Origin of the sequence: Archangium primigenium (assembly GCF_016904885.1) — a bacterium.
GTDB classification, from domain to species: Bacteria; Myxococcota; Myxococcia; order Myxococcales; family Myxococcaceae; genus Cystobacter; species Cystobacter primigenius.
The window spans coordinates 4,897,808-4,909,572 of record NZ_JADWYI010000001.1 but is presented as its reverse complement, the minus strand read 5'-3'; the positions used below and the strand labels follow the sequence as shown (position 1 = coordinate 4,909,572).

The following is an 11,765-nucleotide window of genomic DNA, read 5'->3' as shown; positions in this document are numbered from 1 at the left end:
CTTCCTGTTGTTACCTCACGCCAGGGCGTGGAAGACCTTCTGCACGTCGTCGTCCTGCTCCAGCGCGTCCACGACCTTGAGCACTTCCTGGGCCTGGTCCTCGGGCAGTTCCACCGGGGTAGTCGCGATGTACTCGGACTCCGAGGACAGCACCGCCAGCTTGCGCTCCTCCAGCACGTGCTGCATCCGGCCGAAGTCGCTGAACGCGCAGCGGATGATGAGCTGCTTCTCGCCCTTCTCCCCCGTCCCCTCGCCCATCTCCTCCAGGCCGTGGTCGATGAGCTCCAGCTCCAGCGCCTCCTGATCGATTCCTTCCGGGTTCAGCCGGAAGACGCCCATGTGCTTGAACTGGAAGCTCACGCTGCCCGTGTTCCCCATGTTCCCGCCCCCGTCCTTGAAGTGCATGCGGACGTTGGCCACGGTGCGCACCACGTTGTCCGTGGCCGTCTCCACCATGATGGGGATGCCGTGAGGCCCATAGCCCTCGTACAGCACCACCTCGTAGTTCTTGGTGTCCTGGCCGGCCGCGCGCTTGATCGCCGCCTCGACCTTGTCCTTGGGCATGTTGCCCGCGCGCGCGTTCTGCAGCGCCCGCCGCAGCGCCGGATTGCTGTCCGCGCTCGTCCCGCCGGACTTCACCGCGATGGCGATGTCCTTGCTGATGCGCGTGAACAGCTTCGCCATCTTGTTCCAGCGGGCGAACATCGTCGTCTTGCGAGTCTCGAAAATGCGTCCCATGGCCGCGAAGAATGCCGTGCCCTCCCGCCAAGGGCCAGCGAGTATGCTCGCCCCCCGTGAGCCTCCCCCCTTCGGACCTGCGGCCCCTGGCACTCGGCGAAATCGTCGACCGCTCCGCCACCTTCTGGCGCCAGCACTTCCGCTCCCTCCTCGCGCTCAGCCTCGGCTTCAACCTGCTGACCTACATCCTCAGCAAGGTCCTCCAGCTGACACTGCGCGACAGTCCCCTGCTCCTCAACCCCCAGGCCAGCGGGGACCTCGGCGAGCTCGGCCTCGCCACCCTCCAGCTCCTCGTCACCCTCGGCGGCGTGCTGCTCGGCTCCCTCTGGCTCTACTACTTCAACACCCTCGTCGTGGCCCGCTACGTGGTGCCCCGGCAGCTCGGTGACGCGGTGCGGCTCGGGGAGTGTCTCCGACGCGCCTTCCAGCGCATCGGCGCCTTCTCCGGGGCCTACCTCCTGTCGCTCGGCTGGGGCATCGGCGCCCTCATGCTCCTGTGCGTCCCGGGCGGCGCGCTCGCCGTGCTCGGCGGCGTGCTCGTGGCCCGGCCGGATGACGCCTCGCTGCGCTTCGCCGGGCTGCTCGTGCTCGGCATCGGCTTCATCCTCATCGGCCTCGGCATGCTGGGCGCCCTGCTCTGGTACCTCCTGCGCTTCGCCCTGCTCGGGCCCGTGATCGCCCTGGAGGACGCCTCGGCGTGGAAGTCCTTCCGGCGCTCGGGGGCCCTGCTGTCCGGCCGCGTGGAGCCGGGCTTCATCGGCCGCATGCCCGTGCGCGCGATGATCCTCGTCACCGTGGTCTCCGTCATCCTCATCGCCGTGAGCCTGTTGTGCGGCCTGCCCGCGCTCATCCTCCAGCTCGTCTACCGCGACCCCTCCAACCCCATGCTCTCGCTCGCCCCCCAGGCCCTGCTCGTCCCCGCCGAGCTGCTCCAAGTCGTCGGCCAAGCCGTGTTCAACCCCCTGGGGCTCGTCGTGTACGCCACGCTCTACCTGGACATGCGCGTGCGCCGCGAGGGCCTGGACCTCGAGCGTCGCCTGGACGCGCTCGCGTGATGGGCCCCGCGCTCCTCGTGGTGTGGCTCGGCGCCGCCCTGCCCTGTCCGGACGCGCCCCGGGAGCTCCAGCACCTGTCGGACGCCGCCACCCAGGGGCCGGACGCCCTGGCCGGGGCGCTCGCGGACCTGGAGGCCCGCTGGGGCGGCCCGCCGCTTGGGGAGAGCGTGGAGACGGCGCGCCAGCGCCTCCGGGCCGTCTGTGCCTCGCTCCAGACGGCCGCCCCGCCGCGCGCCACGGACGCCGCCCGGCTCCAGGAGATCCTCGCCCGGCCCGAGTTCGCCCACGCCCGGCAGCGCCAGGGCGACGCGCTGGACCGGCTCCTGCGCTGGGTGAAGGACTGGCTGGAGGAATTGCTCCAGACGCGCGAGGCCCAGAGCTTCGCGACGAGCACGCGCTTCGTCGTGCTGGCGCTGGGCTTCGCGGTGGTGCTGCTCGTGGCGCTGCGCCTGCGCCACTGGAAGCGCGCCCCCTCGCGCACGTCCGCGGCCACCGCGCCGGCGGAGCGCGCGGGCCTGAAGCTCGATGCCCCCGGGGAGCACCTGTCCCGCGCCCGGGCGGCCCTGGCGGCCCAGCCCCGCACGGCCATCCGCGAGGGACTGCTCGCCCTGCTCTCCTCGCTGGAGGCCCGGCGCTATGCCCGACCGGACCGCGTGCGCACCAACCGCGAATTGGTGGAGGAGTTGCCCGAGCGGGGCGCGCCCGCGCACGTCACCGGCGAGGTGGAGCGGCTGGTGCGCTGGTACGACCAGGCCTTCTACTCACTCGCCCCCGTGCCCGGGTCGGAGGCCGCGCGCTTCGTGAGCGAGGTGGAGCGGCTGCACCAGGGGCTCGCGGGAGGCGCGGCATGAAGAACGCGAAGCTCGTCGCCGTCTACGCCGTGCTGGTGACGGTGGCGCTCGTGCTGGGGCTGTCCGCGAGCCAGCAGAGCCCTCCGCCCTCGACGCGGCCCTCGGTGGACAACCCCGGCCCCCTGGGCCTGCGCGCGCTGTACCTCTACCTCCAGGAGTCCGGCGCGCCCGTGTCCGCGCTCCGGGAGGCGCTCGACGCTCCGCCCTCGCTCGGGGACGTGCGCACGGTGGTGCTGGCCACGCCCCAGGCCCGGCCCGTGACGAAGGCGGAGGTGCGCGCCCTGCGCGCGTGGGTGTCCCGGGGCGGCACGCTCGTCTACCTCGCGGCGCGGGAGAAGAAGGCCCGGCCCCCGGCCCTGGAGGACTGGCTGCCCCTGAAGGACGGGCCCCTGCTGCCCACCAACGCCGAGGGCCTGCCCGAGGGGGAGAAGGATCTCACGGGGACCACGGCGCGCGTCTGGGGCGGCCTGGGCGCGGCCACGGGCCTCACGCGGCTGCGGGTGGCGCTGGATCGCGGCCTCACCGTGGACGAGCCCGGGGCGGTGCCGCTCGCGGGCGCCCGGGACGGCGTGGTGGCGTGGCGCGTGGCCGAGGGCCAGGGCGCGGTGCTCGTGCTCGCGGGCACGGACCTGGCGGAGAACCGGCGCCTGGAGCTGCTCGACAACCTGCGTGTCTGGGATGGGCTGGCCGCGGCCGGGCCGCTCGCCTTCGACGAGTACCACCAGGGCACGGAGCCCACCCGCGAGCCGCCGTCGGCCTGGGCCCTGTGGGTCTTCGTGGCGCAGGGCGTGGTGGTGGGCCTCGTGTATGCCGTCTCCCGGGGCACGCGCCTCGGTCCGCCCCGGCCCCTCCTGGAGGAGAAGCACCGCTCGTCGCTCGAGTACGTGCGCTCGCTGGGCTGGCTCGCCCGGCGCGCGAAGGTGGAGCGGGAGCTGGTGGAGGAGCTGGCGCGCCAGACGCGGCGGCAGATGCACGAACGGCTGGGCATCTCCCCGAGCCTGCCCGAGGACGAGGCGGCGCGGCTGCTGGAGCGCTCGACGGGGCTGCCCGCGGCGGACTACCTGGCCACGCGGGAGGAGCTGGTCCGAACCCTGGACCAGCCCCGCATCCGACCCGGCGACTACGCGCGGCTGGTGAAACAGCACGCGCGCCTGGAGGCCCTCATCGCCGGCCGGACGGAGTGAGGCCTACTTCGTATGGGCCTCGAACAGGCCCGAGGCGCGCTGCAGGCGCAGGGCCGCGAGCGACGTCTGGAGCCGCTCGGAGATGGCGCTCACCTCCGCGGTGGTGAGCGCGGCGTTGGAGTCGGCCACCTCCAGGTAGGTGCCCACGCCGGCCTTGAAGCTGATCTCCGTGAGGCGCTGCGTCTCCCGGGCGAGCGACAGGGCCTCCTCGGCCTTGGCCAGGTTGGAGCGGGCGTTGTCGTAGTCGAGCCGCGCGGTGGCGACCTCCTGCGACACGCGCGTCTCCACCTGCTTCTGCTGGGCGGCGGCCTCGACCACGCGGGCGGACTCCTCGCGCAGGCTCACCTCGCGCAGGCCTCCGTCCCAGAGCGTCCACGAGCCGTTGAGGGTGAGCGTCCAGACGCTCGCCTGGCCCGCGAAGCCCGCGGCGTTGCTCACGCGGTAGACGCCCGCGAAGTTCACCGAGGGCGCGTAGGAGAACCACACGCCCTGGCGGCGGCCCACGGCCAGGTCCAGGTTGCGGCGCGCGGCGAGCACGTCCGGGCGCGAGTCCTGGGCCTTGCGCGCCAGCTCCTCGTCCTTGGCCGGCACCTCGGGCACGGGGGGCAGCTGGAGGGTGAAGTCCACCGAGTCGCGCTGCAGGAGCGTGGCGAGCGCCAGCCGGGCGGCGTCGTACGAGTTGCGCGCGCGCACCAGGTCCTGCTCGGCGCGGGTGCGGTCGAGCTGGGCGCGAAGCAAGGCCACGCGGGTGACGGTGCCCGCGTCGAAGCGCGCCTGGGTGTCCTTCTCGCGTGCGCGGTTGACGTCCAGGAGGAACTGCGTGGCGCGGATGGACTCCTGGAGCGCCGCGGCGTTGAAGTAGGCCTGGGCCACGCCGAAGAGCACTTCCCGGCGGGTGAACTCGGCGTTGTTCGTGGCCACGTCCTCGGCGATGCCGGCGTTGCGGATGGCGGGCCAGAGCGACGGGGAGATGATGGCCTGGCGCACCTCGGCCTGGGCCGCGAGCGCGTTGTACGGCTGGATGACCACTTCCGGGCCGCCGCCGGGCAGCGTCAGCACGGCCTCGGTCGAGTTGCGGGTGTAGCTGCCGCCCACCGCCACCGTGGGCAGGTAGGCCGCCCACGCGCGGCGCGAGAGCAAGAGGGACTGATCCAACCGGGCGCGCGCCACCTTGATGTCCAGGTTGGTGCGGCGCGCTTCCTCCAGCGCCTCGGGCAGGGTGAGCACCGGCGATGCGGCGCTCACGGTCATCGTGACTGCGAGCAGGGCGATCATGCCGCCTCCTTGTCATGCGCCGGCCGCAGCTCGGTGAGCACGTCACCGCCGTAGGCCCGGGCCACCTCGGCCTCACCCGTTTCCTCGGGCGTGCGCTTGGAACCGAACTTGCGCTTGAACCACGCGGACGCGTCGTCGAACAGCGAGTAGGCGACGGGCGTCACCAGCAGCGTGAGCGCGAGCGACAACGTCTGGCCACCCACCACCACACCGGCCGTGGCGCGGTTGAAGCTCGAGCCCACGCCGTTGGAGAAGAGCAGCGGGATCATGCCGGCCACGAAGGACAGCGTGGTCATGAGGATGGGCTTCAAGCGGTCCCGGCTGCCATGGACGATGGCCTCCAGGCGCGGCAGGCCCTCGGCGCGCAGCTGGTTGGTGTGGTCGATCTGGAGGATGGAGTTCTTCTTCACCACGCCGAAGAGCACCATGATGCCCAGCATCGAGTACATGTCGAGCTGCTGCCGGAAGACGAGCACGGAGATGAGCGCGAAGGGCACCGTGAGCGGCAGGGACAGCAGGATGGTGACGGGGTGGATCCACGAGCCGAACTGGGCGGCGAGGATGAGGTACATGAAGACGAAGGCCATGCCGAAGGCGACGGCGAAGTTGGCGGCGGTGCGGCCCACCTCGCGCGAGCTGCCCGCCGGGGCGATGGTGTAGCCATCGGGCAGCTTCGTCTCGGCGATCATCTTGTTGAACTGCTCCATCACCTGGCCGGAGCTGACGCCGGGGGCGGTGTTGGCGCTCAGGAGGATCTGCCGCTGGCGGTTCATGCGGTTGATCTGCGAGGGGCCGTCCTCCTGCTTGAGCGTGAGCACGTCCGACATGGGCACCGGGCCACGCTTGGAGGGCACGGTGAGCTGGGCGATGTCCTCCACGCTGGCGCGCGTGGACGGGTCGGCGCGCAGGCGCACGTCATAGAGGTTGCCGTTCTCCGCGTAGTTGGACACCTCGATGCCGCCCACGGCGAGCTGCAGGGTGGTGGCCACGTCGGAGATCTGCACGCCCAGGTCGGCGGCGCGCGAGCGGTCGATGTAGGCGCTCACCTCGGGCTTGCCGATGATGAGGTTGCTGTCCGCGTCCACCACGCCGGGGATGCTCTTGAGCTTGGCGAGGAACCCCGAGGCGTGCTTGCCCAGCTCGTCGAAGTCCGGGCCGCGCACCACGTACTGCACCGCGGCCTGGGTGCCACCGCCGCCGAACAGGGGCGCGTTGGTGACGCTCACCCGGTACTCCTTGGGCAGCTTGGAGGTGATGTTGTCACGCACCCGGGCCATGATGTCGTCCTGGGTGTCCTTGCGCTTTTCCGGGTCCACGATCTTCACGAACAGGGCCGCCACGTTGGGCGCCTTGTCCGTGTTGTCACCGATGGTGGTGATGGTGGCGGTGGTCTCGGGAATCTGCTCGCGGATCTCCCGCGCCACGCGCTCGGCCACCACCAGGGTGGAGTCCAGGCTGGTGCCCTCGGGCATGCGCAGGGACACCTGGTACTGGGCCTCGTCGCTCTTGGGCAGGAAGCCCGCGGGCACGGACTTGGCCAGCGGCACGCACGAGCCGAGCGCCGCCACGGAGGCCGTCACGGCCACCCAGCGGTGCGCCATCATCCAGCGCAGGGCACGCTCGTACGCACGCTCGATGGGGCCGTAGACGGCGTCGGTGATGCGCTCGAGCCGGGGCTTGCGGCCCTCGCCGTGCTCGGGGGAGGACGCGCCCACGAGCCAGCGCGCGCACAGCATGGGGGTGAGCGTGAAGGACACCACGAGCGACACGGCGATGGAGAAGGCCATGGTCCAGCCGAAGCTGGCCAGGAAGCGCCCGGGGATGCCGCCCATGAAGGCCACGGGCATGAACACCGCGATGAGCGACAGCGTGGTGGCGAGCACCGCGAGGCCGATCTCCTTGGTGGCCAGGATGGCCGCGGGGAAGGGCTTGAGCTTCTTCTCGTGGATGAAGCGGTGGATGTTCTCGAGCACCACGATGGCGTCGTCGATGACGATGCCCACCGCGAGCGCGAGCGCGAGCAGGCTGATGGTGTTGAGGTTGAGGCCCGCGGCCTGCATCAGGCCGAAGGTGCCGATGATGGACACGGGGATGGCGAGCGCGGCGATGAGCGTGCTGCGCCAGCTGCCCAGGAACACGAGCACCACGAGCGAGGCGAAGAGCGCGCCGAGCAACAGGTGCTCCTGCACCGCGTGCACGGAGGTGAGGGTCGTCTCCGAGTTGTCGCGCACCACGTCCAGGCGGAAGCCCTGGGGCAGCGTGGGGGCGAGCTCCGCCACGCGCCGGCGCACTTCCTTCACCAGCGCCACGGTGTTCTCACCGGACTGCTTGCGGATGGAGAGCATGACGGCCGGCTGGCCATCGCGGCGCGCCGCCGTGGTCGTCTCCTCCTGGCCGTCCTCCACCCGGGCCACGTCGCGCACGCGCAGGATGTGGCCCGCGTTCTCGCGCAGCACCAGGTCGCCCATCTCGTCCACGCTGTTGACGCGGCCGCGCAGGCGCAGGGTGAGGTTCTGGGGGCCCGTCTCGATGCTGCCGCCGGGCAGGGACATGTTCTGCGCGGAGATGGCGCGCTGCACCTCGGCGGCGCTCACGCCCTCGGCGCGCATGCGCACCGGGTCCAACCACACGTTCACCTGGCGCTTGGTGCCGCCGATGAGCGACACCTGACCCACGCCCTGCACCGTCTCCAGCTTGCGGCGCAGCACGCGGTCCGCGTACTCGGTGATCTCCCGCGTGGGCTTGTCCGCCTGGAGCGACAGGATGATGACCGGGACCGCGTCCGGGTCGAACTTCTGCACGAGCGGCGTCTCGATGTCCCGAGGCAGATCGTAGGTGATCTGGTTGATGCGGTCGCGCACCTCCTGCACCGCCACGTCCACGTTCTTCTCCAGGACGAAGGTGACGATGACCGTGCTCACGCCCTCGGACGTGACGGAGGACAGCTCATCGATGCCGGAGATGGTGTTGACGGCCTCCTCCACCTTGTCGGTGATGTCCGTCTCCATCTCCTCGGCGGCCGAGCCGGTCAGACGGGTGACGACCACCACGGTGGGGAAGTCCAGTTTGGGAAAGCGATCGATGGTGAGCTTCGAGTAGCCGACGCCCCCGAGCACGCAGATGAGCAGGATGAGCACCGACGCGAGGACGGGCTTGCGGACACACAGACTGGCGAGCCATTGCATGGTTCGTTCTTCCTCGGACTACTGCAGCTTCTGGCCGTCGCGCAGCTCGGGCCGCGCCACCGCCACCACGCGCTCACCCACGCGCACGCCCGCCACCACCCCCACGTTCTCCCCACTGCCCTCGCTCACCTGAACGAAGCGCTCCTCCAGCCGGCCGTCGGTCACCACGAAGACCTTGCGGCGCGCGCCCTCCTCCACCAGCGCCTTGCGCGGCACCACCGGCATGGGCTGCTCGGTGAGCTGCACCCGCGCCGTGGCGAACTGGCCCGGCAAGAGCGCCCGCTCCTTGTTGGGCACCAGCGCCTCCACCACCAGGTCCCGGCTGCCCGCGCGCAGGCCCGCGCCCACGAACGCCACCTTGGCCTGGTGCACCACCTTGGGCGCGGCCGTGAGGGTGAACTCCACCGGCTGATCCTTCTGGATGAGCGCCGCGGAGGCCTCGGGCACCGTGAGCTGCAGGCGCAACGGGTCCAACGCCACCAGCGTCACCACCTTGGTGGGCGGCTGCACGTACTCGCCCACGGACACCGTGCGCTCGCTCACCACGCCGTCGAAGGGCGCGCGGATGGTGGCGTCCGTCACGTTGATCTCCAGGAGCGACTGGCGCGCCAGGGCGCTGGACACCACGGCCGCGGCGTTGCGGCACTGGGCCGCGGCCCGATCATGGTCCGCCGTGGAGATGGTGCCGCTGGCGAAGAGCTTCTCGTTGCGCTCGCAGTCGGCGTTGGCCAGCTGCTGCTGGCTCTTGGCCTGCACCACCTGGGCCCGGGCGTCCTCGAGGTTGGCCGTGGCCGCGCGCGCGTCCAGGCGGGCGAGCACCTCGCCCTTCTTCACCACCGAGCCGCGCTCGGCGTGCACGGACACCACCTTGCCCGTCACCCCCGCGGCCACGTCCGCGTCCTCGTTGGCCGACAAGGAGCCGGTGACCGTCAGGTAGCGCGGCACCTTCTCCTCGACCACCGCCACCGTGTCCACCTGCACCGGGCTCTCGGTCGCGGCGGCCGGACGCGCCGCGGCGCCCTTGCCCTCGGCCGCGTCCACCTTGCCGCCACACCCCACCCCGGCGCCCAGTGTCAACACCAGCCCGCCCACCACCGCGCCGCGCACCGCCATCGTCCTGCCCTGTCGATGAGACTTCCGCATACCGTGCTCCCGTGGGGGCTTCCCTGTCGGAGCGCCCCTCGGCCGAGATAAGTTAGTAACGGGAAACTAACTAACTCTCGGCCCGAGGGGGTGTCAAGTTCAGGAAAGTCGCACGCGAGGCAAGGAGGGGTTGCTTCCCCGCTCGCTGGTAAAAGGCGATGGCGCTTCGCGTTAAGGGTTCGTGATCCCTCCTGGAAAGTCAGCTAACGTCGCGCGCCCATCCCACAGAAGGAGTCGCCGTCGAAGGCCCCGCCATGAACGTCGTCTTCATCTCGCCCCAGTTCCCGCCCCAGTTCTTCCATTTCGTGTCCGCCCTGCGTGAGCGCGGCGTCAACGTGCTCGGCATCGGGGACGCGCCCTACGACGCCCTGCGGCGGGAGCTGCGGGACTCGATGTCCGAGTACTTCTTCACGCCCAATCTCAATGACGTGGACGCGCTGCAGCGCGCGGTGGGCTACTTCACCTGGCGTCATGGTCGCATCCACCGCATCGACTCGCTCAACGAGACGTGGCTGGAGGTGGAGTCGCACCTGCGCGAGGCCTTCAACGTGCCGGGCCTGCAGCCCGCGGACATCGCCCGGCTGCGCTCCAAGCACGGCATGCACGACGTGTTCAAGCGCGCGGGCCTGCCCCACCCGGACGCCATCCTCGTGCGCGACGCGGCACAGGTGAAGGCGTTCGGCCGCCAGGTCGGCTACCCGCTCGTGCTCAAGCCGGACGTGGGCGTGGGCGCGGCGCGCACCTTCAAGGTGTCCAGCGACGCCGAGGTGGACGAGGCCTTCACCACCCCCCTGCCCGGCTACGTGGCCCAGGCCTTCGTGCGCGGCACCATCGTCACCTACGACGGCCTGGTGGATGGCCAGGGCCGCATCGTCTTCTCCACGAGCCACGAGTACAGCGACGGCATCATGGAGTCGGTGCTGGAGAAGAAGGACCTGTGCATCTGGAGCCACAAGCAGCTGCCGCCCGCGCTGGACGCCATGGGCCGCCAGATGGTGGAGGCGCTGGGCCTGCGCGAGCGCTGGTTCCACCTGGAGTTCTTCCGCCTGGCCGATGGCAGCTTCGTGGCGCTCGAGGCCAACCTGCGGCCACCCGGCGCCTTCGTCACGGACATGATGAACTACGCGGGGGACACGGACGTGTACCGGCTGTGGGCCCGCCTCATCACCGGCGATGACCTGAGCGGATTTCAGTACGTGCCCAAGTACCACGTCTGTCACATCGCCCGGCGCACCGGCCACACCTACCGCTACGGACACTCGGAGGTGGTGGCGCGCCTGGGCGAGAACCTGCTGCAGCACCGCGAGCTGCCCTCCGTGTTCACCAGCGCCCTGGGCGATGAGATGTACCTCACGCGCCACCCGGACCTGGAGACCATGCGCGAGGCCATGCGCATCGTGCAGACCCGCTCCTGAGTCCGTCCCGCCGCCCCGGCCACCGCCCTCCTGCTCCCGAGGGCGGCCCGGCGCGGGGCGCGCGCTCAGCCGAGCAGCCAGTGCATGGCGCTCGGCAGCCGGCGCTGCCAGGCCTTCTCGTCGTGATGGCCCCCGGGCTCGAGCACCAGCGCGAGCTCGTGGTCGCCGTACCCCAGGCCCTTGAGGTGGTGGTAGAAGTCACGCGTGGACTCGCCGTAGCGCATGACGTAGCCCACCGGATCCACCGTCTCGTGCAGGCCCGCGTCCAGGTAGATGCGCGACCAGCGCCGGGTGTGGTGCGTCCACTCGGAGAAGAAGCGGTCCCACCCCCACATCACCGAGGGCGACAGGCCGCCAATCCGGCCGAACAGGTCCGGGCGGCGCCAGCCCATGTACAAGGACATGAGCCCACCGAGCGACGAGCCCATGACGGCCGTCCACTCGGCGCCCCCGCGGGTGCGGTACGTCCCGTCCACATAGGGCTTGAGCGTGTCGGTGAGGAAGCGCACGTAGGCGTCGCCCTGGGCGTGCACGTGGCTGCGCGGCTCGTCCCACGGCGAGTACTCGGACAGCCGGTTGTGCGTGGAGTCCACCGCGACGATGAGCCAGGGCTCGGTGCGGCCCTCGGCCACCAGGTACTCCAGGGCGTCGTTCGCGCGCCACGTGTCGTAGATGGCCGACTCGGCGTGCGCGAAGACGTTCTGCCCGTCGTGCATGTAGAGCACGGGGAAGCGGTGCCCGGGCGCATGGTCATACGCGTCCGGGGTGTAGATGCGCACGGTGCGGGAGAACCCCTCTTGGGGCGATGCGAAATCTCGGAGGATGTGGACGTGGCCCATACGTGGTTCGGCGTTCGACGCGGAGCGTAAAGCCCAACCATAGGCCGACTCGCGTCGGGCCGCCATCTCTCCCGAACGGA

General features: G+C 70.9%; 9 protein-coding genes. 4 read left to right on the top strand and 5 right to left on the bottom strand.

The annotated features are described in order from the left end of the window. Positions 1 to 15: 15 nt before the first annotated feature. Positions 16 to 738 (bottom strand): YebC/PmpR family DNA-binding transcriptional regulator, encoded by a 723-nt coding sequence (locus I3V78_RS20305; protein ID WP_204490112.1) that lies wholly within the window; start codon positions 736 to 738, stop codon positions 16 to 18. 56 nt (positions 739 to 794) lie between these two features. Here I3V78_RS20305 and I3V78_RS20300 point away from each other — a divergent pair, with 56 nt between their 5' ends. Genes I3V78_RS20300 through I3V78_RS20290 form a run of 3 tightly spaced genes read left to right on the top strand, consistent with a single transcriptional unit; the run spans position 795 to position 3,828 of the window. Then, on the top strand, positions 795 to 1,793 hold the full coding sequence (locus tag I3V78_RS20300; protein WP_204490111.1) for a hypothetical protein: 999 nt from the start codon (positions 795 to 797) through the stop codon (positions 1,791 to 1,793). Beyond that, on the top strand, positions 1,793 to 2,644 hold the full coding sequence (locus I3V78_RS20295) for a DUF4129 domain-containing protein (protein ID WP_204490110.1): 852 nt from the start codon (positions 1,793 to 1,795) through the stop codon (positions 2,642 to 2,644). Before I3V78_RS20300 ends, I3V78_RS20295 begins: the two co-directional genes overlap by 1 nt. Then, positions 2,641 to 3,828, top strand: coding sequence for a DUF4350 domain-containing protein (locus tag I3V78_RS20290; protein ID WP_204490109.1), 1,188 nt, complete (start codon positions 2,641 to 2,643; stop codon positions 3,826 to 3,828). The genes I3V78_RS20295 and I3V78_RS20290 overlap by 4 nt, the downstream gene beginning before the upstream one ends. 3 nt (positions 3,829 to 3,831) lie before the next feature. Here the strand turns inward: I3V78_RS20290 and I3V78_RS20285 are convergent, their stop codons facing one another. Genes I3V78_RS20285 through I3V78_RS20275 form a run of 3 tightly spaced genes read right to left on the bottom strand, consistent with a single transcriptional unit; the run spans position 3,832 to position 9,431 of the window. Continuing rightward, complete coding sequence (locus tag I3V78_RS20285; protein WP_204490108.1) at positions 3,832 to 5,103, bottom strand: TolC family protein; 1,272 nt, start codon at positions 5,101 to 5,103, stop codon at positions 3,832 to 3,834. Continuing rightward, the gene (locus I3V78_RS20280) at positions 5,100 to 8,288 is read right to left on the bottom strand and encodes an efflux RND transporter permease subunit (RefSeq protein ID WP_204490107.1); all 3,189 of its coding nucleotides are present in this window, start codon (positions 8,286 to 8,288) and stop codon (positions 5,100 to 5,102) included. The genes I3V78_RS20285 and I3V78_RS20280 overlap by 4 nt, the downstream gene beginning before the upstream one ends. A gap of 18 nt (positions 8,289 to 8,306) precedes the next feature. After that, on the bottom strand, positions 8,307 to 9,431 hold the full coding sequence (locus I3V78_RS20275; RefSeq protein WP_204490106.1) for an efflux RND transporter periplasmic adaptor subunit: 1,125 nt from the start codon (positions 9,429 to 9,431) through the stop codon (positions 8,307 to 8,309). A 254-nt stretch (positions 9,432 to 9,685) separates the two neighbouring features. On the opposite strand from I3V78_RS20275, the gene I3V78_RS20270 reads away from it, so the two are divergent. Beyond that, positions 9,686 to 10,846: an ATP-grasp domain-containing protein gene (locus tag I3V78_RS20270; protein ID WP_204490105.1), complete on the top strand. Its 1,161-nt coding sequence runs from the start codon at positions 9,686 to 9,688 to the stop codon at positions 10,844 to 10,846. 65 nt (positions 10,847 to 10,911) lie between these two features. Here I3V78_RS20270 and I3V78_RS20265 read toward each other — a convergent pair whose 3' ends face one another. Then, complete coding sequence (locus I3V78_RS20265; RefSeq protein ID WP_204490104.1) at positions 10,912 to 11,685, bottom strand: alpha/beta hydrolase; 774 nt, start codon at positions 11,683 to 11,685, stop codon at positions 10,912 to 10,914. Between the last annotated feature and the right edge of the window lie 80 nt (positions 11,686 to 11,765).

Excerpts from the sequence above, each read along its gene's own strand:
- I3V78_RS20290 (WP_204490109.1), top strand. The coding sequence starts at position 2,641 with ATGAAGAACGCGAAGCTCGTCGCCGTCTACGCCGTGCTGGTGACGGTG.
- I3V78_RS20295 (WP_204490110.1), top strand. The coding sequence starts at position 1,793 with ATGGGCCCCGCGCTCCTCGTGGTGTGGCTCGGCGCCGCCCTGCCCTGT.
- I3V78_RS20280 (WP_204490107.1), bottom strand. The coding sequence starts at position 8,288 with ATGCAATGGCTCGCCAGTCTGTGTGTCCGCAAGCCCGTCCTCGCGTCG.
- I3V78_RS20265 (WP_204490104.1), bottom strand. The coding sequence starts at position 11,685 with ATGGGCCACGTCCACATCCTCCGAGATTTCGCATCGCCCCAAGAGGGG.
- I3V78_RS20270 (WP_204490105.1), top strand. The coding sequence starts at position 9,686 with ATGAACGTCGTCTTCATCTCGCCCCAGTTCCCGCCCCAGTTCTTCCAT.
- I3V78_RS20285 (WP_204490108.1), bottom strand. The coding sequence starts at position 5,103 with ATGATCGCCCTGCTCGCAGTCACGATGACCGTGAGCGCCGCATCGCCG.
- I3V78_RS20275 (WP_204490106.1), bottom strand. The coding sequence starts at position 9,431 with ATGCGGAAGTCTCATCGACAGGGCAGGACGATGGCGGTGCGCGGCGCG.
- I3V78_RS20305 (WP_204490112.1), bottom strand. The coding sequence starts at position 738 with ATGGGACGCATTTTCGAGACTCGCAAGACGACGATGTTCGCCCGCTGG.